The organism is Cohnella sp. GCM10020058 (genome assembly GCF_042683485.1).
GTDB lineage: Bacteria > Bacillota > Bacilli > Paenibacillales > Paenibacillaceae > Cohnella.
Map to the genome: position 1 here is coordinate 132,032 of NZ_JBHUJV010000019.1, position 23,509 is coordinate 155,540.

General features: G+C 58.0%; 18 protein-coding genes. 10 read left to right on the plus strand and 8 right to left on the minus strand.

The features are described 5' to 3' along the window. Window positions 1–2: 2 nt before the first annotated feature. The 4 genes from ACFSR7_RS31270 to ACFSR7_RS31285 all read right to left on the minus strand — a co-directional run bounded on the left by ACFSR7_RS31270 (window position 3) and on the right by ACFSR7_RS31285 (window position 5,074). Window positions 3–1,274 (minus strand): hypothetical protein, encoded by a 1,272-nt coding sequence (locus ACFSR7_RS31270; RefSeq protein ID WP_378168416.1) that lies wholly within the window; start codon window positions 1,272–1,274, stop codon window positions 3–5. A gap of 170 nt (window positions 1,275–1,444) precedes the next feature. Next, window positions 1,445–2,524: a Ger(x)C family spore germination protein gene (locus tag ACFSR7_RS31275; protein ID WP_378168418.1), complete on the minus strand. Its 1,080-nt coding sequence runs from the start codon at window positions 2,522–2,524 to the stop codon at window positions 1,445–1,447. Further along, window positions 2,521–3,609 (minus strand): GerAB/ArcD/ProY family transporter, encoded by a 1,089-nt coding sequence (locus ACFSR7_RS31280; RefSeq protein WP_378168420.1) that lies wholly within the window; start codon window positions 3,607–3,609, stop codon window positions 2,521–2,523. Before ACFSR7_RS31280 ends, ACFSR7_RS31275 begins: the two co-directional genes overlap by 4 nt. 16 nt (window positions 3,610–3,625) lie before the next feature. Further along, window positions 3,626–5,074 (minus strand): spore germination protein, encoded by a 1,449-nt coding sequence (locus ACFSR7_RS31285; RefSeq protein WP_378168422.1) that lies wholly within the window; start codon window positions 5,072–5,074, stop codon window positions 3,626–3,628. 429 nt (window positions 5,075–5,503) lie between these two features. Here ACFSR7_RS31285 and ACFSR7_RS31290 point away from each other — a divergent pair, with 429 nt between their 5' ends. The 3 genes from ACFSR7_RS31290 to holA all read left to right on the plus strand — a co-directional run bounded on the left by ACFSR7_RS31290 (window position 5,504) and on the right by holA (window position 8,463). Then, entirely contained in the window at window positions 5,504–6,052 is a 549-nt protein-coding gene (locus tag ACFSR7_RS31290; RefSeq protein WP_378168423.1) for an RNA polymerase sigma factor, read from the plus strand. Further along, window positions 6,049–7,221 carry an anti-sigma factor family protein gene (locus tag ACFSR7_RS31295; protein WP_378168425.1) on the plus strand — a complete coding sequence of 391 codons (1,173 nt, stop codon included), beginning with the start codon at window positions 6,049–6,051 and terminating at the stop codon, window positions 7,219–7,221. Before ACFSR7_RS31290 ends, ACFSR7_RS31295 begins: the two co-directional genes overlap by 4 nt. 204 nt (window positions 7,222–7,425) lie before the next feature. Continuing rightward, window positions 7,426–8,463, plus strand: a complete 1,038-nt coding sequence (holA, locus tag ACFSR7_RS31300; protein ID WP_378168427.1) for a DNA polymerase III subunit delta — start codon at window positions 7,426–7,428, stop codon at window positions 8,461–8,463. A 527-nt stretch (window positions 8,464–8,990) separates the two neighbouring features. Here holA and ACFSR7_RS31305 read toward each other — a convergent pair. From ACFSR7_RS31305 to ACFSR7_RS31315, 3 genes are read right to left on the minus strand one after another with little or no spacing between them, the layout of a single operon-like run. Next, window positions 8,991–9,971 carry an electron transfer flavoprotein subunit alpha/FixB family protein gene (locus ACFSR7_RS31305; protein WP_378168429.1) on the minus strand — a complete coding sequence of 327 codons (981 nt, stop codon included), beginning with the start codon at window positions 9,969–9,971 and terminating at the stop codon, window positions 8,991–8,993. Between the two features lie 43 nt (window positions 9,972–10,014). Continuing rightward, window positions 10,015–10,782, minus strand: coding sequence for an electron transfer flavoprotein subunit beta/FixA family protein (locus ACFSR7_RS31310; RefSeq protein WP_378168431.1), 768 nt, complete (start codon window positions 10,780–10,782; stop codon window positions 10,015–10,017). A 41-nt stretch (window positions 10,783–10,823) separates the two neighbouring features. After that, window positions 10,824–11,408 (minus strand): fatty acid metabolism transcriptional regulator FadR, encoded by a 585-nt coding sequence (locus ACFSR7_RS31315; RefSeq protein ID WP_378168433.1) that lies wholly within the window; start codon window positions 11,406–11,408, stop codon window positions 10,824–10,826. A 173-nt stretch (window positions 11,409–11,581) separates the two neighbouring features. Here ACFSR7_RS31315 and ACFSR7_RS31320 point away from each other — a divergent pair, with 173 nt between their 5' ends. The 6 genes from ACFSR7_RS31320 to ACFSR7_RS31345 all read left to right on the plus strand — a co-directional run bounded on the left by ACFSR7_RS31320 (window position 11,582) and on the right by ACFSR7_RS31345 (window position 21,480). Further along, complete coding sequence (locus ACFSR7_RS31320) at window positions 11,582–13,741, plus strand: (Fe-S)-binding protein (protein WP_378168435.1); 2,160 nt, start codon at window positions 11,582–11,584, stop codon at window positions 13,739–13,741. A gap of 79 nt (window positions 13,742–13,820) precedes the next feature. Next, window positions 13,821–16,217: a 3-hydroxyacyl-CoA dehydrogenase/enoyl-CoA hydratase family protein gene (locus tag ACFSR7_RS31325; protein WP_378168437.1), complete on the plus strand. Its 2,397-nt coding sequence runs from the start codon at window positions 13,821–13,823 to the stop codon at window positions 16,215–16,217. Window positions 16,218–16,240: 23 nt separating this feature from the next. Continuing rightward, window positions 16,241–17,425, plus strand: coding sequence for an acetyl-CoA C-acyltransferase (locus ACFSR7_RS31330; RefSeq protein WP_378168439.1), 1,185 nt, complete (start codon window positions 16,241–16,243; stop codon window positions 17,423–17,425). Window positions 17,426–17,501: 76 nt separating this feature from the next. Further along, window positions 17,502–19,286 carry an acyl-CoA dehydrogenase family protein gene (locus tag ACFSR7_RS31335; RefSeq protein WP_378168441.1) on the plus strand — a complete coding sequence of 595 codons (1,785 nt, stop codon included), beginning with the start codon at window positions 17,502–17,504 and terminating at the stop codon, window positions 19,284–19,286. Between the two features lie 29 nt (window positions 19,287–19,315). Then, window positions 19,316–21,007, plus strand: a complete 1,692-nt coding sequence (locus ACFSR7_RS31340) for a long-chain-fatty-acid--CoA ligase (RefSeq protein ID WP_378168443.1) — start codon at window positions 19,316–19,318, stop codon at window positions 21,005–21,007. 47 nt (window positions 21,008–21,054) lie between these two features. Then, window positions 21,055–21,480 (plus strand): PaaI family thioesterase, encoded by a 426-nt coding sequence (locus ACFSR7_RS31345; protein ID WP_378168445.1) that lies wholly within the window; start codon window positions 21,055–21,057, stop codon window positions 21,478–21,480. A gap of 184 nt (window positions 21,481–21,664) precedes the next feature. Here ACFSR7_RS31345 and rpsT read toward each other — a convergent pair whose 3' ends face one another. Further along, on the minus strand, window positions 21,665–21,937 hold the full coding sequence (rpsT, locus tag ACFSR7_RS31350; protein ID WP_378168447.1) for a 30S ribosomal protein S20: 273 nt from the start codon (window positions 21,935–21,937) through the stop codon (window positions 21,665–21,667). Window positions 21,938–22,146: 209 nt separating this feature from the next. On the opposite strand from rpsT, the gene gpr reads away from it, so the two are divergent. Then, window positions 22,147–23,130, plus strand: a complete 984-nt coding sequence (gene gpr / locus ACFSR7_RS31355) for a GPR endopeptidase (protein WP_378168802.1) — start codon at window positions 22,147–22,149, stop codon at window positions 23,128–23,130. Window positions 23,131–23,509: the final 379 nt, after the last annotated feature.

Sequence of the window (23,509 nt, forward strand, 5' to 3'; positions counted from 1 at the left end):
GTTTAGGGTTGAACCGCTGTACCAGGCTCATAGGTTGCCACGCCAAGTGCTTGGTTTTTCCATAAAATCTTTGAGATCCGTTCGTCGTCCTCTGCGCTGCACCGGACCATCATGACGACTTCCGTAGCTTTAGTCCTGCCGAACGGATCCAATGAAGGCAGCTTCCTGATTGCGATCCATTTAATCAGGAATCCCAGAACGCCGCCGGCTATCAGGCCATAAAGCGCCCAAAGAACCGGTCCTTGTTTGAGTACGAAGCCGTAAATTCCCCCCACAAGCATCAGCACAGAGCCCAGAATCGACGCCAAATCGATAAAACTCACGCCGTCCGAGTAATGTGCATTATCAAAAATACGCTTCTTTTCGTTGCGAATTCGCAGCGGCAGAGCGAATAGATCTGTTTTTGCAATGCCGATTTTTTCAAGCTCCGTTAAAGCCAATTCGATTGCAACGGAATGTTCGAATGAAGCTACAATGTACATTTCGCGCCTCTTTTCCTCGAGCGGTATGATCGGCAGCGCAAATCCGGGGCCTTGGTATTCAGAACGCAAAAATTGCGATTGAGAGAGTTTGAATTGAATATTGTTTATAACGGATTGCGAATAAGCGAAATAAATGTAACCGCCATAGATCGAAGGTATAAATAAGAACCACTGCGGGTCGATTATTTTTTTCGCGTGGTCGAAATCACCGATAAACGAGTCGTATAGACCGACGTAAAAACGCGAGCATGCAATGGTTATGGTCCATGACGCTACACTGAAGAAAAACGAGACCAAGTGGTTCAAATACAAGGAACCCAGACCCGGCATTACCATTTCCCAATAAACGGATGTCAGGGGACTGACTTTGTTCAGGGTATTTACGCTGAAGGAGGAGGCTTTGGTTGTCTTGGTGTAGGTGGTCGTTCTGAACGACAAGATATAATTGTTGTTCATGTCCACGCATCGGCGGTACGAATCAAACATTGTAAATATATACACGCCGATGTACAAATAAAAAAAGCGTAAATCGATGACGTGCATGGCTCCCTTGAAGTCCCCGATCATCGAACAATAGATGGCTTGGTTAACCTTCGCAAGGTTGTTGATTGTATATTCGAAAATGATAAGCGAATATCCGATCAGCGGGCTGTTGACCATGCAATGACCGTATCCGGGAAAAGCCGCAGACCACCAAAGCGGGATCCAGGGATTGAGAGGATATTCGATACTGGAGTTAGATGCGATGTTATGGACCAGATGCGAATACCGCTGGGTTTCCTGTTTAGACATTTGTTTAACCTCGGAGGGAATTTGACGAACAATAGAAATGATTGCACAAATCGGAAAGGTTTATTCATTGAATTGGGGATCGGTTGAAAAATCGAAAGGAGACGGCGTCGAAACCGCAACGATCGGCCCGGGAGAAATTGAACCTTTGCTCTTTGCCGCCTACGAATGAATTACTTTCGAACGCCTGTTTCCACTAATTTCACCTTCACATTTAAATTAACTTTTAACTGAGAATACTGCTCAAGCCATTCTTTTTCATTCCAATTTCTTGTTTTGCTCCTTACCAAATCGCCAAATCCAAGCGGATCAATGTTCTTTTGCTTCAATAATTTGATGAAGCTCATCGCTGTTTCAGCGAAATCGTTCTCAAAAAGACGTTGCAACTGCAGCACATTTGGATTGCTCAAATGATTGTTAACCGAATCAATAATCTCGCCATTTATGATCAGTTGTATGGTTATTTCCGTTTCTGCTTTTTCTTTCTCGACTTTATAAGCAACCTTCGAGCCTACATTTTTCATAGCGACATGAGAATGATGGCCCAAATCCATTTCAAAGTTTCCCTGTTGAACATCTTGATACAGTAGTTTAAAGAGTTGCATCTGTTTTTCGTTGATTGAAGTTACATAATGGTCGTCCTTAAACAATGCCAAGCCGACGATCTCAACCCGATCTCCTTGCAATTTAAGAAGGGGTAAGAAGGGATCTATCCCTTTGCCAAAGTAAGCATATTGAAATTCATAGAGGTTCTGCCTGGGGACAAGTCCGTTTTTTACGTTTGAATCGAGCAGATTGAACAAGAACATCCCTTTTTCCTCATCCAAATTAAATTTCGATCGCAACAACTCTCTTGCGTTCCCATCCACAATGGCCAAGTACATCATTTGAGAAGCTTGCGCATCTCTTGATATGACATCCAGTTCTTTTGACAGTCCCTTTGCCGCCAAATCCTTTCCAAACAAAACAACCGAAATTTTTCCTGTATTAATGGGGCGGCTCAATTGCAACTCCATGGATTCTTTGATCCCGATGCTTGTATGGCCAACCCTTGAAAGCAATTGATTGGAGACCGTTCCGGGTTCTTTTGAATGATATTTAGGCGCGACCAGCGTGAATTCAATTTGATCGTTCGGGGAATCGTCGAAGGCGCAAGCAAAAAATATGGTGATGCGATCCAAAATTTGTTGCTTTGCGCAAGCGGTTAAAAGCAAGAAACAGATTATCCCGACCATGATAGATAAACGGTTCACGTGAATCGTCTCGCTTTCCTTTTAAAGGCGTCGATTACATACATGCATGGAATATAGGCGTAAATGATGAATATTCCGAACTTTGATAACCAAATTCGTATCATTTCGATGCTGTTGCGGTCTGGAATTAAACAGACGACAACAAATACGAAAATAAGAAATATGCCTAAAATCGTTACTTGCCTCGTACCGAACGTTTTTTTTATAATTCGGCTCGACGCCCAAAGATACAAGCAGCTTGCTGGAAATAAACCAAAAATCACAAAAGTTGCCCCAATAAAGTCAAACCGCTCGATAAAGGGCATATGTACGAATTTATATTTGGTTAGCTCGGGCCAAATCTCGTTTGAAAGCTGTTCGTATTTGAATAACAATAAGGAAATAAGGATGATTATGAGATAAAAGACGGTTGTAATTAAATTTCCGAGTTGAGCCCAACGCTGTGACTTTTGGGGGTTTTTAATGAACGAATAGCAAAATAAAAGAATCTCCACACCCGAATAAGGAAAGGTCAGTTCTTTTGTCGCTTTCAGGATTTCGCTAAACGAATGTTCCATGGTCGGCGTTAAATTATCGTAATGAAAGAAAGGGGCCGTAAAAAGCAAGGAAAGAATAATAGCATGCTGCACAAGACTTAACGCGCAAATGCCCAAAATGACTCTGAATCCGCCCGCTATGATGTAATAAGTAAGCAGAAGCAAAACCAATGCCAACAGCCATTTGCCGATTTCCGGGAATAGCCATACTTCAATAATTTCAATGAACAGCCTGACTTGATAAATTGAATTAAGGAGAAAATACGCAATAAATATAAAATTCATGCAGCTTCCTGTCCATTTGCCGAAAAAACGAAAATGAATGTCGATGATGTCCGACTTATTATGATCGAGAATTTGATAAATCATCCAAATGACGATATAAAAAATAATTCCGCCAAGAAGAACCGAAATCCAGGCATCCTGACCGGCTAATTGAATCGGCTTCACCGACATGGATAAATAACCGATTCCGAATTGAATCGAGTGAATCAGGACAAGCACCAGATAAGGGGAGACTGTATATCGCTCGTTGTCCGCCGTCTTCAATTAAATCCCAACTCCATTATTCATCGATGTCTTTTTTCATTTTTTCGTGCTTGTTGAATCTGACGGGCCGGGGGGATCTGAGAAAGCTGAACCGATGGTGGAATTTCGAATAGGGAGAGCGGATCACGCTATCGTACAGGTCAGAACGCCGAAATGGATAAAAAGGAACCAAATAGGGCATTCCTAGAGACGTCAATCGCAAAAGATGGGTAACGATCGCAATCGAACAAATAGCTATCCCCAGTGTCCCCCAAATTTGAGCCGCGATAATAAAAGGGAAACGAAGCATGCGTATGGTAGCGCTCATTCGATAAATAGGCGTGGTGAAAGAGGCAAGTGCAGACAGAGCCACGATAATTAGCAAAAAATTGCTTGTGATCGAGGCTTCGACTGCAGCAGTCCCCAGCACGATCCCTCCGACAATTCCGATCGTTTGCCCGATTTTATTCGGCAATCTCGCCCCGGCTTCCCGCAATAATTCAATCACAAGCTCCATGATCAGAACTTCCAGCACAGGGGGAAAAGGAACGCTTATTCTCGAGGATATGAGAGTGGGCAAATAGATCGTTGAAATGCCATGACCATGGTAAGTGATCATGGCGACATATAGAGGTGAGGCAAAAAGCGAGAACACAACGGAAAGCATACGAATTATTCGCACCAAGGAACCGATCATCCAGGGCAGATAATAATCTTCGTAGGAAACGAAAAAAGATCCCAAAGTGACCGGAGCAAAGATCGCGATCGGGGATCCGTCCAGCATAACGCAAATTTGTCCCGATGAAATGGCCCAGGAGACATAATCCGGTCTTTCGGTTCCGATGGTTTGAGGGAAAATAGAATTGGAATTATCCTCAATCATTTGTTGAAGCAACGTAATATCCGTGAGTTGATCAAACTGTATTTCTTCGATGCGTTGTTTAAACGTATTTAAATATTGCTCGTTTGCGATTCCCTCAATATAACAAATCGCCACTTTGGACTTGGACAAGCTTCCGATAACAACTTCTTTTATACGCAATTCCGGAAAAGGAACCCGCTTTCGGATCAAATAAAGATTGATGCTCAAGGATTCAACGAAGGCTTCCTTCGGACCCTCAACCGTGAATTCAATTTCTGGAATCGTGACATTTCGGCCTTTAAACAATGCGGCATCGACCAAAATACTGCGCTTGTCTTCGAGCCCAAATTGAATGGCTACGTAACCGTGCAGCAATTTATTTTTAATAGTTTCCTCGTCGTTCGTGAGTTCTTTCTCTGCGATCGGAATAAGGTTGTATAAATCGTTCAAAGAAACGGCCGGGTTCTTGGTAAGGCATTTCAGAATATGATCGTTTAATTCTTTGGAATCGACCAAGGTTTTAAAAAAGCCAACGAAGTACGGCTCATCGCTTGCGTCGTGCCGGTAACAAACAAAATCGGATGATTCCTGACACTCCTTCCACACCCACGGAATGGAATCCACCGCCTTCTTTACCTCCTGTGCAAACAATCTCCATGTCATTATTTCCTGTGAAGGCAAAATTATTCAGATCTCCACGCACGACACGATACAACCGGACGCCTATTTCTTTCGTCTATTATAGAGGCTTAAAGAGAGTCGGTCCGGATGTGCGTGGTTCACATTGGAAGAAGGCGGTCTGAGAGCGCGACCCAAGCGGGATTAACGACAAAAATCGGTCCGTATGGTAGACTGGAAAGGATGTCTTTAGGACGTCCTGCCACAACTTTTCGGCCGTTTGCCGACTATATATAAAAATATCGATCATTGGGACCGATGCGGTTCCGAAGGGCGGTTACGCCTTTATTTTTTTGTTAGATTATACCTTGCGTTTTTTGCAACCTTTTGCCGCACGCTTGCGTCAGAGGGGATGCGAGAGAAGGAGGATCTCCCGTGGTGGAGCCGGAATTGATCAAAGCTGCGCAGGCCGGCGATCGGGAAGCGCTCGTCGCGCTGCTTCGCGAGATCGAACACCAGGTTTACCGTACTGCCTATTATTTGCTTAACCACGAGCAGGATGCGATGGACGCCGCACAGGAAGCGTTGATTCGGGTATACACGAAGATCAATTCCTACGAAGAAAAGGCGCAATTCCGCACGTGGGTTCAGCGCATCGTAACGAATATTTGCATCGACAAGTTTCGTCGCAAACGTCCTTCCGTTTCGATCGACGAACATGAATTGGTATTTCAAGCAAGCGAAGACGTCGAGGCCGAGGTGATGAGCGGCTACGCTTCCGAAGATATTCGCGAGGCGATCGGCAAGCTTCCGGAGCATCACCGCACCGTGGTCGTGCTTCGTTATCTGCAGGATTTTTCTTATAACGAGATCGCCGATTCGCTCAACTTGCCGTTGAATACGGTCAAGTCTTACTTATTCCGCGCCCGGCAACAACTGCAGACATTGCTTCATGACTATCGGAAAGGGGGTGTCCGGGGATGAATCGCGAAGAGGGGATGGAGCTCGTGCAGCGTTCGATCGACGGCGATCTGAACGAGGAAGAGTCGTCGCGACTGCAATTGTACCTGCAACACTATCCGGAGTGCGCCGCGCTTCTCGAACGGCTGACGCGGCTGTCCGAAGAGCTGACGCAGCTGCCGCACGTAACCCCGAGATACAGCCTGGTCGACGCGATCCTGCCCCAGCTGGAGCGGATCGTGCCCGAGCCCGCGCCGGACGCCGTACGCGCGCCTGCCGCAGCGGCTGCACCCGAGCTGCGTTCGCGGAGGACGGGCAACCGCAAGTCCGTATATCGCAGCTTGGCCGCAGTCGTCGCAGCCGGCGTCGTCGCAGGCGTGCTGCTGATTGCGCATCCGTTCTCGCTGCTGCCCGATTCGGATCAGCAGAAGGCGGCCCTGGAGCAGGAATCGGCAGCCCAATCGGAAGCTGGTGCCGCTTCGTCCGACCTCATGCGCAAGAACATGATGGACGATGAAACGGCGCCCGATGCCGCTGACAAGATCGCCGGCGCGAGTGCCTCGAGCGAACAAAGTCAAAGCTCGAGCGCGTCCGAAGGCTCCGCCGACGGCGCAAGCCCATCGGTCGGCGGCACGAGCCTGAACGCATCCGGCGGCGGCGCGTCCGGTTCCTCGGCAGGCGCGACCGGTGTCGTGCCGACGGCCAAGATCGAGACGCAAAAGCCGACTGCGGATTCGAACGCCGCGCCCGGATCGGCTGGCGGGTCGAGGCTGGAGATTGCGCCTCCTGCTGCCGCTTCGTCCGGCATGTCGGACAAGACGGATCAAGATACGCACAACTTTGCAAGCGCCCAAGGCGACGGTCCTGTTAGGAGCGGTCCTGCCGCAAGCGGACCGGCCGCTACGGAAGCGCCCACGATCGCGAACGTGCCGGAGATGTCGTTATCGGCCGCCATGCCATCTTGGGCATCGCCCGACGGCAAGCTGACGGCACTCGCTTACCAAGGCGGCCTGCGCATCGTGAAGACCGAAGGACTCGAGACGGTTTTCGAGAGCGGCAACCGGGAAGGCGCGGTGTCCGACGTCTCCTGGGGTCAGAACGGACAGGATCTGTACTACACCTGGACGGACGCTTCCGGAAAGGCGACGGACTTCTGGTGGAACGCCAAAGAAAATCGCGAGCAGACGCGCTGATCGGCCGTCACCAATGGAGCCTCTGCCGCGTATATTGGGATTATCACAACTGCCGCGCCCCCTGGAGGCGCAGTCACGATCGTTCGCGCAAGGCACCATGGGCCTGCACGTCGAACGTTGACATAGATTCCAAGGACAAAGAGATCGCGCCTGCCGTTAACGGGTGCGGTCTCTTTGCTGTATAATGGTTGCGAGGTGGTCGGATTGGAATCGAAACAGGCTTTTAAGGAAATAAGGGACGGACAGGTACGTCCGATGTACATATGCTTCGGCACGGAGAGCTACCGCATGAACGAGTTCGCCGAGCGTCTTGCAGCGACGGTGGCCGAGCCCGAGCATCGCGACATGGCGATTGTGCGCTTCGATACGGCAGAGCATTCGCTGGACGCGATTCTGGAGGAAGCGGAGACGATGCCCTTTCTGGTACCGAGCAAGCTTGTGCTCGTCCGGGACAGCGTCATATTCGGCTCGGCCAAGGAATCGGCGAAGACGGAGCACCGGCCTGACCGGCTGCTGGAATATATGCGCAGGCCGTTCGAGACGACCGTGCTCGTCTTTATGGTGCCGCACGACAAGCTCGACGAACGCAAAAAGACGTCGAAGGCGGCCAAGCAGGACGGCATCGTCGTCAATTTTTCTCCCCTGGGACCGGACGAGCTGCTCCAGTGGGTGTCGGGCCGTGCGGCCAAGCAGGGCCGCACGCTGGACAGGCAGGCCGCGGAAGAGCTGATCCGCCGTGCAGGCACGGAGATGGGCGCATTGTCGGCGGAAACGGATAAGCTGTGCCTGCATGCGGGCGAAGGCGGTACGGTGACGGCCGCGTCCGTCGCCGAGCTCGTGCCGGCCGGCGTCGAACAGAGCGTATTCAAGCTGACGGAGGAGATCGCATCGCTTCGGACCGACAAGGCGATCGCCCTGTATCACGATCTGCTCAGGCGCCGCGAGGAGCCGATCAAACTGACGGCGCTGCTCGTCAGGCAGTTCCGGAACATGCTGTACGTCAAGGAGCTGGGCAAGCAAGGCTATTCGCCGCAGCAAATGGCGGGCCAGCTCGGCATGCATCCATACGGCGTCAAGGTGACCGCGGAGCAGGCCAAGGCGTTCAGCATCGAACGGCTGACCGCGCTCCTTGGCGGTCTTGCCGAGCTCGATTACGAGATGAAAACCGGTCGCGTCGACAAGACGCTTGGACTGGAGCTATGGCTGCTGCGGACCGGCTCCGGCGCAGGGATGAAGGTATAGGGGATTGCGAACGGGCTCGGGCTGCAGCGGACTCGAGGACGGGTTAGAGCGCTAGCGCGCTGTCCGCGTGCCGGAGCTTGTCGGATGGTTTGCGGGTAAAAAGCTGCATTTGTACATGTATTTTTACGCGGACCAACGGATGCGATGAAATACCTGCAAATAGGCAGGTAAATGCAAAGCACAAGCCGAAAACCCGGCCGATGAAGGAAAATACCTGCGCATTTGCATCTATGCTGTACAAAAGGATCGAAATGGGCAAAAAAAGATGTATATTTGCAGGCATTGCGTCGAAAGAACGAGAATGATACGACGCTGGCGGCGATACGCTGGCCCGTCGGACCGTCGGAACGGCTGTCTACGAGCCATGGATAGGCGTTCCGCGCGCCTCCAGTTTCGGATATCGGCCAAACCCTATTTAACCAATACCCTCCACTGCAATGGAGGGTATTTGGCAGGCACACAAAGGAGATCAGTTGGCCGAAGTCCAACCAAGATATGGAGACCTGACCAGCATTAGCCGGTTTTTCTTAGGCCAGCGCCTGTCGAAACGCCTGCGTGAGCAGCGGCACGACTTCGAACAAATCGCCGACGATGCCGAAGTCCGCGATCTGAAAGATCGGCGCTTCGGGATCTTTGTTGATCGCGACGATGATCCGCGAGCCGCTCATGCCTGCGAGATGCTGGATCGCGCCGCTGATGCCGCAGGCAATGTAGATCTCGGGCGTGACGACCTTCCCCGTCTGGCCAATCTGCAAGCCATAGTCGCAATAGCCGGCATCGCAGGCGCCCCGCGAAGCGCCTACGGCTCCTCCGAGCAGCCCGGCCAGCTCCGCGAGCGGTCGGAAGCCTTCTGCGCTTTTAACGCCGCGCCCGCCCGAGACGACGATCCTGGCCTCCGCCAGATCGATTTTACCTGCGGTCTTGCGGACGACTTCCCTGACGACGGTACGCAGGTCTGCCGCAGGCGCCTCAGCCCGCTTGGCGATATCCGCGGATCCGCCGTCCGCGCGCGGCTCGGCCGCAGGTATATTGCTGGCGCGGACCGTCACTACCTGCGGATAAGCGGTAAATACTTTGCGCTCGATCGCCTTGCTCGCGTAAAGGGGACGAACGAATACGATATTTCCGCCGTCCCGCTCGATCGCCGTCACGTCCGAGATTTGCCCCGCGGATAGTCTGGCCGCCAGAGCCGGAGCCAGGTCGCGACCGATCGCGGTATGCCCGAGGAATAGGCCTGCAGGCTGGAGGGATTCGAGCAGCGGAATCAGCGCCCGCACATAGGCTTCCGGATTATAATGCCGCAATGCCTCGCTCTCGATCGCATGCACCTGCGCCAGCGGATAGCCCGCCAGCTCGACGGCCAGGCCGTCCAAGCCTTCGCCAAGCAGCGCGGCGTGAATCCCGTCTCCCGCGTCCGCGCAGTCCAGCGCCGCCCGAAGCGCTTCCAGCGATACCCGCCGAAGCTTGCCGTCCCGGTGCTCCGCCACGATCAAATACGTTTTGCTCATCAACGCATTCCTCCTCTAATGGAAGCATGAAGCGGCGGAAGCATCAGATCGCCCCGGATCCGGCGCGCAGCAAGCCGACAAGGGCGGCCGCCTGATCCTGCAGCGACCCCTGCAGCACCTGTCCGGCTTGCCGGCTCGGAGGCAGCGATAAGGAGACGCGGGCGGTTCTTGCGGCATTCTGGCCCGCTGCTAAGCCCAAATCTTCCGCGGTCAGCGACTTGAAGGGTTTTTTCTTGGCTTTCATAATGCCCGGCAGCGAAGGGTAGCGGGGCTCGTTTAATCCCTGCTGCGCCGTGAACAGCGCGGGCAGGGTCACGTCGACCCGCTCGAGGTCGCCCTCCGCGTCGCGCTCGACGCTAGCCGTTCGGCCGTCCACCGACAGCTTCGTAATCGAGGTGACATGCGGAAGACCGAGGGCGGCCGCTACGCGCACGGCGACTTGCGCGCCGCCAGTGTCGACTGAGAAGCTGCCGCCGAGCACAAGATCGTAGGATTGCTGCCGCAGTGCGGCGGCGATGGCCTCGGCGGCGGCGAATTCGTCCTGCGGAATCCCGGCGTCGTCGATCCAGACCGCCTCGTCCGCGCCCATCGCCAGTGCGGTGCGAAGCGCTTCGGCGGCTCTGGCCGGTCCGAGCGAGAGCGCGGTCACCTGCCCGCCATGCGTCTCTTTGAGCCGGATCGCTTCCTCGATCGCATATTCGTCATATGGATTGACGACGAACTTAACGCCTTCCTCGACTACTTTACCGTCGCTCAAGACAATTTTTTCCTCGGTATCGAACGTTTGCTTCAGCAGCACCGCAATATTCATTGGACATGCTCCTCTCAAAAGGTGTGACACAAGAGATCCCGTCATGCCCTCAAAGCGCGCAGAAAAAAATCGACCGTGCCTTCGACCTGTGCAGACAGCGAGTACTTGCGATCCGAGAGCAGCCAGGACGACACCGCCTCGTCCATCGCCCCGAAGATCAGCTGGCGTGATAGCTTCACGTCAAGTTCTGCCCTGAACGCCCCGGATGTCATGCCTTCGAGAAGCACGTTTTCGATGAGACGAAGATAGGGCTTCAGCGTCTTGCCGATTTCTTTGCGCAGTTCGATCGCGCTCTGCCGCAGCTCGATCTGCGTGACATGGGCGAGCAGCGGATGGCGCTCAAGCTCTGCGTAATGAAGCGCGCAGATCGTGCGCAGCGCTTCCTCCGCGGTCTTGGAATCGCGCGCCGAGGCTTCGAACTTGCCGATGAGGCCGCCCAGCCGCTCCCGAAACAACGAAACGAGGATATCCTCCTTGTTTTTGAAATATAAATAGATCGTGCCGTCCGCGACGCCGGCTTCCTTCGCGATCCTCGATATTTGCGAGCCGTGATACCCGTGCTCGGCGAACACCTTCACGGCCGCGTCCAGAATCCCTTCGAATCGATGCAGCCTGCCGATCGACATGCGACCGCCTCCCGACCCGGTACCGGGTACCGAGCACCGTCAAAATGAAATGAATACTCATTCATTTCTAGATCTATATTTAAGAGCCGGCGAAAAATGACCTGGGATCTCTGCCGCGAAAAAGCGATCGAGCGCATGCCGGCCCCATAGACTCCATGGAAGGGAGGGTGCTCATGCTGCTGTCCTGGCTGCATTACGCGTTGTTTCTGCTCGTGACGGGTTACGCCCTTTCTTTGTTTTACCAGGCGGTCTACCGTCGCTACGCTTACATCAAGCTGGGCAAGTCTTCCGGCAAGCCGCCGGACTGGCGGAACCGTATCCGCGAGGTGCTGGCCCAGGCGCTGGGACATACGAAGCTTTTGAAGGACCGTCGCAGCGGCGCCATGCATCTGGTCGTTTTCTACGGCTTTATCGTGCTTCAATTCGGCGCGCTCGATCTGATCTATACCGGGCTGTCCGGCGGCGAACCGCTCCCGATTCCGGGGCACCGCGTCTTCGGGCTGACGCAAGAGATTACCGCGCTACTCGTCCTTGCGGCGGCAGGTTACGCGGCATTCCGACGGTACGGCGAGAAGCTGGCGCGGCTTAAGCGGGGCTGGAAGCCTGCGATCGTGCTGCTGCTGATCGGCGCCTTAATGCTGACGGTGCTGCTGTCGCTCGGCTTCCACCGCGCTTGGGAGGGACTTGACGCATCCGCCTATGCGCCGCTGTCCTCGCTGATCGCAAGCGCCGCGTCCGGTCTGTCGCCGGCGGCCGCCCAAGCTGCTTTTTTCGTCTGCTGGTGGGCGCATCTGATCGTACTTCTGACGTTTCTCGTTTACGTGCCGCAGTCAAAGCACTTCCATCTGATCACCGCGCCGATCAATCTGTTCGTAGGACGGGCGGAGCCCGCCGGCAGGCTGAGCAGCCTCGATCTGGAGGACGAGACGGCGGAATCGTTCGGCGTCGGCAAAATCGAAGATTTTCGCAGGGGGCAAATGCTCGATTTTTACGCATGCGTGGAGTGCGGCAGATGCACGAACGTGTGTCCGGCCTCCGGCACGGGCAAGGCGCTGTCGCCGATGCACCTGATCACGAAGCTGCGGGACCATCTCACGGAAAAGGGGGCTGCGATCACGAGCAAGTCGCCCTGGGTGCCGGTCTTCGCATTTGCAAATGGAAGCGCTCACAGCATGTCCGCGGCGGGGGGAGCGGACGAACGGACGGGTCCCGATTGGCAGGAAGCCGCAGCCGGCGGCGCCCTGACCGACATTCGGCCGACGACGGACTGGCAGCGGGAGCAATGGAGAAGGTCGGACCGCAAGCCCGAGGCGTTGTCGCTGATCGGCGACGTGATGACGGAATCGGAAATTTGGGCATGCACCACTTGCCGCAATTGCGAGGATCAATGCCCCGTCGGCAACGAGCATGTCGACAAGATCGTCGATCTGAGGCGCTATCTCGTGCTGACGGAAGGCAGCGTGCCGCACGAGGCGCAGCGCGCGATGCAGAACATCGAACGCCAGGGCAACCCGTGGGGCCTGAGCCGCAGCGACCGGGTCAAATGGACCGGCGAGATCGGCGGGATCGCGGTTCCGACGGTCAAAGACAATCCGGGCTTCGATACGCTGTTTTTCGTCGGCTCGATGGGCGCGTACGACAATCGCAGCCGCAAAATCTCGCGCGCCTTCGTCCGACTGCTGCACGAGGCCGGCGTCGACTTCGCGATCCTCGGCAACGAGGAGAAAAACTCGGGCGATACCCCGCGGCGGATGGGCAACGAGCTGCTGTTCCAGCAGCTGTGCGCGGACAATATCGCGACGTTTCGCAAATACGGCGTGCGCCGGATCGTGACGGCCTGCCCGCACACGTTCAATACGCTGAAAAACGAGTACCCGACGTTCGGACTGGATGGCGTGGAGGTGCTGCACCATACGCAGCTGCTCGACCGGCTGCTGCAGGAAGGGCGGCTCGCGCCCTCGTATCCGGTCAAGGAGCGGATCGCCTTTCACGACTCCTGCTATCTCGGTCGCTACAACGGCGAGTACGATGCGCCGCGGAACATTTTGCGCGCGATCGCAGGAATCGAGCTGGCGGAGATGGCCCGCACGCGGGAAAACGCGATGTGCTGCGGCGCGGGGGGCGGCCTGATGTGGATGGAGGAAACCGCCGGCAAACGTGTTAACGTGGCGCGGACGGAGCAGGCGCTGCAGACGCGGCCAACGATGATCGGGAGCGCGTGTCCATACTGTCTGACCATGCTTGAGGACGGAACGAAGCAGAAGGAAGCGGACGGGGTCAAGGCACGGGACGTCGCTGAAATTTTGGAGCTTGCGGTGTTCGGCGCTGCTTGAGCCGCCACGGCTGTTTGCCTGGAAGGCCAAGCGAATAGCGGGATCGGCCTGCAAGCAGCGAATAAGGAGGGATTGTCGCATGGCACTCAAGATCAGAAAAGCAGCGGTCATCGGCTCCGGCGTCATGGGCGCGAGCATCGCCGCGCATCTGGCGAACGCGGGCATTCCGAGTCTGCTGCTGGACATCGTACCCGACTCGCTTACCCCGGGAGAAGCAGCCAAAGGGTTGACGCTCGCCGATCCCGCGGTACGCAGCCGGCTGGCGGCCGACGCGCTGGCGCGGCTTCCGTCCGTCCATCCGTCGCCTTTTTACGACGATGCCTTCGCCAGCTTGATCGAACCCGGCAATCTCGAGGACGATCTGCATCGCATCCGGGAGGTCGATTGGGTCATCGAGGTCGTCGTCGAAAAGCTGTCCGTCAAGCGCGAGGTGCTTGCACGTATCGAGCGTTATTGGCGGCCGGGTCTCGTCGTCAGTTCCAACACGTCCGGCATCTCGATTCGGGAGATGGCGGAGGATCGAAGCGAGCCTTTCAAAACCCATTTTCTAGGCACGCACTTCTTCAACCCGCCTCGTTATATGAAGCTGCTGGAGCTCGTTCCAGGAGACGGCACCGATCCGGCGATCGTAAGCGGGATGGCCGAATTCGCGGGGCGCGTCCTCGGCAAAGGGGTCGTCGTCGCCAAGGATACGCCCAACTTCATCGCCAACCGGATCGGCACCTACGGTCTGCTCGCGACGCTGCACGCGATGGATGCCGGGGGCTTCACCGTAGAAGAAGTGGATGCGGTTACGGGGCCGGCGATAGGCCGCCCGAAGAGCGCGACGCTGCGCACGCTCGACCTGGTCGGCATCGACACGTTCCTTCACGTCGCCGGCAACGTGTACGGGAAGACGGACGATTCTTCGGAAAAGGCGGCGTTCGACCCGCCGCGGCTGCTCAAGGAGCTGGCATCGCGGGGATGGATCGGCGAGAAGGCGGGCGCCGGGTTTTACAAAAAAGTCAAGGGCGCGGCAGGCAGCGAGATTCTGTCGCTCGATCCCGGCACGATGACGTACGTGCCGGCGTCCAAGCCGGCCGGGGCGTCGCTTGCGGCTGCGGCTGCGGCCAGAGGCGCGAAGGAGAAAACGAAAGCGCTGCTCGGCGGGAAGGACCGGTATGCGGCGCTGGCGTGGCAAATATTGAAGCAGACGCTAGTCTACGCTGCGGAAAAGGTCGGCGAGATCGCAGGCTCAATCGAGGACATCGACAAGGCGATGCGGTGGGGCTTCAATTGGGAGCTCGGGCCGTTCGAGCTGTGGGACGCGATCGGGCTCGCGGGGTCCGCGGCGCGAATGGAGGCGGAAGGCACGGCCGTGCCGGTCTGGGTGAAGGACTGGATCGCGGGCGGACATACGTCGTTCTATCGCAGGGAGGAAGGACGTACCGCGTATGCTTACCGCGGCGTCTACCGGGAGATTGAAGCGCCGCCGGAGACGATATCGCTGCGCGCGCTCAAGGCGCAAGGGCGCGTCGTGCGGTCGAACGCCGGCGCGAGCCTGATCGACGTCGGCGACGGCGCGGCGGTGCTGGAGTTTCACTCGCGCAGCAACGCGATCGGCGGCGACATCCTGACGATGATCGGGGAGAGCGTCGAGGAAGTCCGGCGCAACTACGACGCCCTCGTCATCGCGAACGAAGGCCGGAACTTCTGCGTCGGCGCGAACCTTATGCTGCTTCTGATGGAAGCGCAGGACGAGGAATGGGACGAAGTGGACGCGATCATCCGCCTGTTCCAGGATACGATGACGAAGCTGAAGCGCTTCGAGAAGCCCGTCGTGGCGGCGCCGCATCGGATGGCGCTCGGCGGCGGCGCGGAGGTATGCCTGCCTGCGGACGAGATCGCGATGCTGGCCGAGACGTACTTCGGCCTGGTCGAGGCCGGGGTAGGCCTGATCCCGGCGGGCGGCGGATGCAAGGAGCTCACGCTTCGGATCAGCGGGGATCATCCGGATCCGGAGATCGACCTGCAGCCGCACGTGAACCGGCTGTTCCTGAACATCGGCACGGCCAAAGTGTCCGCGAGCGCGCACGATGCGAAGAAGCTCGGCTACTTGCGGACGGGCGACCGGATCGTCTTGAGCCAGGAACGCCTGATCTTCGAAGCCAAAAGAAGCGCGCTTCGGCTTGCGCAAACGGGCATCCCCGCACCGGTGCCGCAGCGGATCCGCGTGGTGGGGGCGGAGGGCAAGGCGGTTATGAAACTGGGGGCGCGCGGCATGCACACGAGCGGGTACATCAGCGATCACGACCTGCTCATCGCGAGCAAGCTTGCACATGTGCTGGCGGGCGGCGACGTGCCGGCCGGCACGTACGTGACCGAGCAATACATGCTGGACCTGGAACGCGAGGCGTTCCTCAGCCTGTGCGGCGAGTCGAAAACCCAGCAGCGCATGCAGCACATGCTCGCCAAGGGCAAGGCGTTGCGCAACTAACGAGCGAAGGAGGCCGAGGACCCATGAGAGAGGCAGTCATCGTATCGGCCGTGCGCACGCCCGTCGGCCGTGCCAAAAAGGGAAGCTTCGTCCATACGCGCGCAGAGGACCTGGGCCGGACCGTGCTGGAAGCCGTCATCGCGCGGGCGCCGGGCGTCGCGAAGCGCGACGTCGAGGATATCATCGTCGGCTGCGCGATGCCGGAGGGCGAGCAGGGCCTCAACTTCGCGCGCATTATGTCGCTGTATGCGGGTTATCCGTCCGCGGTGCCCGCCATCACGATCAACCGGTTTTGCGCGTCCGGGCTGCAGGCGATCGCCTTCGCGGCCGAGCGGATCGCCGCCGGCGGCGCGGACGTCATCGTCGCGGGGGGCGTCGAGAGCATGAGCCATGTGCCGATGGCGGGATTCAAGCCGTCGCCGCATCCGGCAATCGTCGACGAGCGGCCGGATATTTATATCGCGATGGGCCACACGGCCGAGAACGTCGCCGAGCGCTTCGGCATCTCCCGCGAGGACCAGGACCGCTTTGCCGCGGAGAGCCACCGCAAGGCGGCGCAGGCGCTGGCGTCCGGCGCGTTCCGGGAGGAGACGGTGCCCGTGGCGACGTCGGTCCGCGGCTTCGGCGCGGACGGCAAGCCGTGGGAGCGGCGGCTTGTGCTCGAGGCGGACGAAGGCGTCCGGCCGGATACGACGCCGGAGGGGCTCGCGAGGCTGAAGCCGGCCTTCAAGGCCGGCGGCACGGTCACGGCGGGCAACGCTTCGCAGATGAGCGACGGCGCCGCAGCCTTGCTTATCATGAGCCGCGAGCGCGCGGAAGCGCTCGGGCTCGCGCCCCTCGCCGCGTTCAGGTCGTTCGCCCTGGCCGGCGTCGACCCGGACATCATGGGCGTCGGTCCTGTCGAGGCCATTCCGAAGGCGGTACGGATGGCAGGCTGGTCGATGGCCGACGTCGATCTGTACGAGATCAACGAGGCGTTCGCTTCGCAATGCCTGCACATCGTTCGCGCGCTGGCGCTTGACGAAGGCAAGGTGAACGTCAACGGCGGCGCGATCGCGCTTGGCCATCCGCTCGGCTGCACGGGAGCCAAGCTCAGCGCTAGCCTCATCTACGAGCTGCGCCGCCGCGGCGGCGGCCGCGGGATCGTGTCGATGTGCATCGGCGGCGGCATGGGCGCTGCCGGTGCGTTCGAAGTATATCCTGCATAGCGGGAAGCCGAAACTCGTCATCTATGTTTTATAAGCGCCATAAGCGTGATAAGCGTTCAAGGGAGGTCCCTCGCAAATGACAGAAAAAACGTTTGAAAAAACGGCGGGCGGCGGCTTTGTCGTCGCGGACGCCGACTTTGCCTCGGTCGCCACGCCCGAGGACTTGACCGAGGAGCAGCGCATGATCGCCGAGACGACGGAGGCGTTCGTCGACCGCGACGTGCTGCCCCATGACGAGCGGCTCGAGAAGCTCGATTACGAGCTGACCGTCAAGCTTATGCGCCAGGCTGGGGAGCTCGGTTTGCTCGGCGCGGACGTCCCCGAGGAATATGGCGGCCTCGGGCTCGACAAGATCAGCTCGGCGCTCATCAGCGAGCGGCTGTCCCGGGCGGCTTCCTTTGCCCTGTCGATCGGCGCGCATGTCGGGATCGGCACGCTGCCGATCGTCTACTTCGGCTCGCAGGCGCAGAAGCGCAAATTTTTGCCCGATCTCGCCAGCGGGCGGCGGATCGCGGCCTACTGCCTGACCGAGCCGTCGTCCGGCTCGGACGCGCTGGGCGCCAGAACGACGGCCCGGCTGTCCGAGGACGGCAGCCATTACGTGCTCAGCGGCACGAAGCAGTTCATTACGAACGCGGGCTTCGCGGACATCTTTATCGTCTATGCGAAGGTCGACGGCCAGCATTTCAGCACCTTTATCGTCGAGCGAACGCTTGAAGGCGTGAGCGTCGGACCCGAGGAGAAAAAAATGGGCATCAAAGGGAGCTCGACGCGTCCGCTCGTGCTCGAGGACGTGAAGGTGCCGACCGAAAATCTGCTGTGGGAGGTCGGCAAGGGTCACCTAATCGCCTTCAACATTTTAAATATCGGCCGCTTTAAGCTTGCCGTCGGCTGCCTGGGCGGCGCCAAGGAAGCGATCGCCTTAAGCGCGAAGTACGCGAACGAGCGCGTCCAGTTCGGCAAGCCGATCTCCGCATTTCCGCTCGTGGGGAAGAAGCTCGCCGAGATGAACACGCGCGCCTACGTCCTCGAGAGCGTCATCTACCGCACCGCCGGCCTCATCGATGCGGGATTGTCGGACATCGATCTTGCGTCGCCGGATTCGGGCGTACAATCGGCCAAGGCGATCGCGGAGTACGCCATCGAATGCTCCATCAACAAGGTGTTCGGCTCCGAAGCGCTGGATTTCGTCGCCGACGAAGGCGTCCAGATTCACGGGGGCTACGGCTACATTCAGGAGTACAAAATCGAGCGGATTTACCGCGATTCGCGCATTAACCGCATTTTCGAGGGCACGAACGAAATCAACCGGCTGCTGATCCCGGGAACGCTCGTCAAGCGGGCGCTCAAAGGGCAGCTGCCATTGCTGCAAAAAGCGCAGGCGCTCCAGGCCGAGCTGCTGCAGCTCGTACCGGGGAGAACCTTCGAAGGCGCGCTAGAAGAAGAAACGCATCTGACGGCGACGGCCAAAAAAATATTTTTGATGGCCGGCGCGGCCGCCGTTCAGCGCTTCGGTCCGAAGCTGGAGGAGGAGCAGGAGGCGCTAGCGGCGCTGGCCGACATCCTGATCCAGCTCTATGCGATGGAGAGCGCGCTCCTCCGCGCGAAAAAGCTGCTCGCGAGCCAAGGGGAAGAAAGGGCGGCGCTCGCCATCGCCATGACGCGTACGTTCGTGCACGATGTCTTCGGACAGATCGAGTCGCTCGCCAAAGAAACGCTGGCAGCCGTCGATTCCGGCGATTCGCTGCGGACGCAGCTGTCGGCCCTTAAAAAGCTGACTCGCCGAAGCTCAGTAGACACGGTCGCGCTTAAGAGACAGGTCGCGGCGGCCGTCATCCGGGAGGAAGGCTATATCAGCTAGGACAGCGATAGACTCCGGACCGTGAGGTGATGGGTTTGTCACAAGCGCCTTGGTATGCTCATTATCCTAGCGAAGTGCCCAAGACCTACCCGTATCCGCAGCACAATCTGGCCGCCTTCCTCATCTCCTCCGCAGAACGTTTTCCCGACCGGACCGCGCTCAGCTTTATGGGGAAAAAAATAACCTACGCGCAGCTGCTGGACGCCGCATACCGGTTCGCGGGCGTCTTGGGCAGGCTGGGCGTCGGTCGCGGCGATCGGGCCGCGATCATGCTTCCGAATTGTCCGCAGCTTGTCGTCGCGTATTTCGGGACGCTGCTCGCCGGGGGCGTCGTGGTCATGACCAACCCGCTGTACGTCCAGCGGGAAATCGCGCATCAACTCCACGATTCGGGCGCCGCCGTCATTCTGACGCTCGATCTGCTGTTCCGCAGAGTGAAGGAGGCTGCGCAAGAACTGCCTGATTTGCAGATGATCGTGACTTCCATTAAAGACGGCCTTCCGCTTCCGAAAAGCTGGCTGTACCCGATCAAAGCGAGACGGGAGGGCCTCGATCGCCAGGTGTCCTACGGGCCGCGCGTCCATCGGTACGCCCGGCTGCTGCGCGATATGCCCCCGCTGCCGCTTCACGCCGAAGTGGACGCCGGGCGCGAGCTCGCGCTTCTCCAATATACGGGCGGCACGACAGGCATCTCCAAAGGCGTCATGCTGACGCATGCCAATCTCGTCGCCAACACGATTCAAACGAGCCTGTGGTTTTACAAGAGCGTGCCCGGCCAAGAGCGTTATTTGGCGGCCCTGCCCTTTTTCCACGTGTTCGGCCTGACCGTGCTCATGAATCAGGCGATTATGCTGGGCGGCGAGCTGATCCTCGTGCCCAAGTTCCAAGCCGAAGACATCCTGCGCATCATCGACAGGCAGAAGCCGACGGTGTTCCCCGGCGCACCGACGATGTACATCGCGCTCATCAATCATCCGAAGGTTCGCGACTACGACTTGTCTTCGATCCAAATTTGCATCAGCGGCGCCGCGTCGCTGCCGCACGAGGTACAGGAGCGCTTCGAGGCGATTACCGGCGGCAAGCTTATCGAAGGGTACGGGCTGACGGAGGCGTCGCCAGTCACTCATGCGAACAACATTTGGGAATACCGCAAAAAGGGATCGATCGGCATACCTTTTACGGATACTTTTGCTAAAATCGTGCATCCCGACACGGGGGAGGATCTGCCGATCGGGTCGACAGGGGAGCTGGCGATCAAGGGGCCGCAGGTCATGAAGGGCTATTGGAACCGGCCGGAGGAGACGGAGCGGGCGCTCCGGGACGGCTGGCTGCGCACGGGCGACATGGCGCGCATGGACGAGGAAGGCTATTTCTATATTATGGACCGGATGAAGGATATGATCATCGCGGGCGGCTACAATATATTTCCCCGGGAGATCGAGGAGGTGCTGTTCGAGCATCCCGCCATCGAGGAGGCGGCGGCGCTCGGCGTGCCCGATCCGTATCGCGGCGAGACCGTCAAGGTGTACGCCGTGCTGAAGCCCGGAGCGAAGCTGACCGAATCGGAGCTCAAGGCGTGGTGCAAGGAGCGACTCGCCGCTTATAAGGTGCCGCGCGTTTATGAATTCAGGAGCAGCCTGCCGAAAACGATGGCGGGGAAAGTGCTGCGGCGCAAGCTGCTCGAAGAAGAGTCGGCCGGCCGCGGTCCAAACGACCGTTAATGGCACCGGGCGCCGCTCTCGCGGGAGGCCCGAGGGGAGGAAGCGTCATGGAAGGACCGAACCCGGCGTCCGGGTCCGATGAGGAGATGGTCGAGCGGGCCCGCCGCACGTTCTGGGGATACCTGGGGTGCGAGCTGATCCGGCGGGACGCGCGGGAGACCGTCGTCGAGCTGGAGGTCGAGGAGCGGCATATGAATTTGATCGGCATGATGCACGGCGGGGTGCATACGGCGCTGCTGGACTCGGCGATGGGGCTTGCCGCGATGACCGCGCGCCCGGACGAGGACGTCGTGACGTCCAGCCTGAACATCCATTTTACGTCGCCGGCGCGGGCGGGCAAGGTGCGGGCGATCGCGACCGTGGTGCATATGTCGGGGCGGATGGTGACCGCGGAGGGAAGGCTGTACGCGGCGGACGGCAAGCTGTCGTCGATGGCTACGGCGTCGTTCCGCGTGCTTGAGCGGAAAAGCTGAAGCGGGTGCCGGGGGCGTAAGGCAAGCCGGATCCAAAATACAAGTGTTCAAAATACAAGCCGGATCCAAAATACAAGTGTTCAAAATACAAGCCGGATGCAAATACAAGTCGCGTCCAACGTTCAAAAAAGCCGTACCCCGGAGGGTACGGCTTTTAAACGCCATTATGGATTCAGTCGCTGGCTTACGCTTGCGCGGACAGCGCGTTCAACTTCTTGGCGAGACGGGACTTCTTGCGGGAAGCCGCGTTCTTGTGGATGAGGCCCTTGGTTACTGCCTTGTCCAGCTTCTTCTGTGCCACTTGAAGCGCATTCTTCGCTGCTTCGACGTCCGTACCCACTACGGCTACGTCCGCTTGCTTAACGGCAGTACGAAGAGAGGACTTCTGGGAAGCGTTGCGAAGGCGGCGCTTCTCGTTCGTCTTGGTACGCTTGATTGCGGATTTGATGTTCGGCATTGATTTCACCTCCTGCAAAAACTGCAAGTATTTCTCCACACAACTTGTAACATTCTATCATGCAAGGGGGCAAAACGCAAGACAATCGCGGAGCCGCCGCAGCATCGTCCATGAGGCGCGAATGCGCGGCCGGCACGCGTGCGGATCTCGGGTGCCCCGTCCAGCAGTCGGAGAGGAGCGAATATGCGTTGAGCGAGCTTGATCTAAGCATGTACGACGTCAGAACGGACTTGGCGCTAGAGGCAAAGGAGAGAGCGGAGTCCATGTCGGGCGGCAGCATCCCGGGCATCTGGACCGAGACCGCGCGCGAGGGAGGCATCACCGTCACGCGGATGGAAATTCAGACGGAGCAGGGTGCGCAGGCGATCGGCAAAATGCAGGGGCATTACGTCACGTTGGAGGTCCCGGAGCTGAGGTGGGGGGATACGGAGCTTCAGAATCGCGTCGCGACGACGTTCGCCAGAGAATTCGAGGCGTTTCTCGCCCGCATCGGCGTCGGACCGAGCACATCCGTCATGGTCGTCGGGCTCGGCAACGGCAAGGTAACGCCGGATGCGCTCGGTCCGATCGTCGTCGACAATCTGATGGTGACGCGCCAGTTTTTCGAGCTGATGCCCGACCAGGTCGGCGAAGGCTACCGCTCCGTCAGCGCGATCGCGCCGGGGGTGCTCGGCACGACGGGCATCGAGTCGAGCGATATCGTGCTCGGCGCCGTGCAGCAGGCGAAGCCCGAGCTCGTCATCGCGATCGACGCACTGGCGGCGAGATCGCTCGAGCGCGTCAACACGACGATCCAGATCGCGGACACGGGCATTCACCCGGGCTCCGGCATCGGCAACAAGCGCAAGGGACTGACGCGTGCGACGCTGGGCGTGCCGGTGCTGGCAATCGGCGTGCCGACGGTGCTGTACGCCTCCACGATCGTGAACGACGCGATGGACATGGTGCTGGCTCATATGAAAAAGCATACGCCCGATACCGATCCGCTGTTCGGCGTCTTCGGCACGATGGCGGGCCAGGAAAGACTGCAGCTGGTCAAAGAGGTGCTGCAGCCGATCGGCCACGATCTGCTGGTCACGCCCAAGGAGATCGACGATTTCATCGAGGACCTCGGCAATATCGTCGCGAGCGGCCTTAACGCGGCGATGCACCAGGCGATCGACACGGACAACGTAGCCGCTTACACGCACTGATCCGATCCGGGATACCCGGCAGATCGGATACGCCGTCTCTTTGCGCAGCTTGCGGCTGCCGGGAGGCGGCTTTTTTACGAGCCGATGCGTTTGTTTCCAGCCAGGACTCTTGAAGCGGAGCAGCCGTAGTAAAGGGAGAATTGCTCCTGGTTGGGATTACCTGCGCATAGCAAGTGAGGCGAGGTGTTTGTTTGTTCTTGTTTGGGACTACCTGTGCACAGCAGGTGGCGAGGATCTCGTTTGTTCCCTGCCGGGACTACTTTTGGTGGCGCAGAGGGGCGAAGTGCTTGTTTGTTCCTGACTGAGACTACCTCTTCAGTACAGCTGTTCCGAACGGAAATTTTCCGGCCCCTGATCGTATACGCTTACTTCGTTAGCC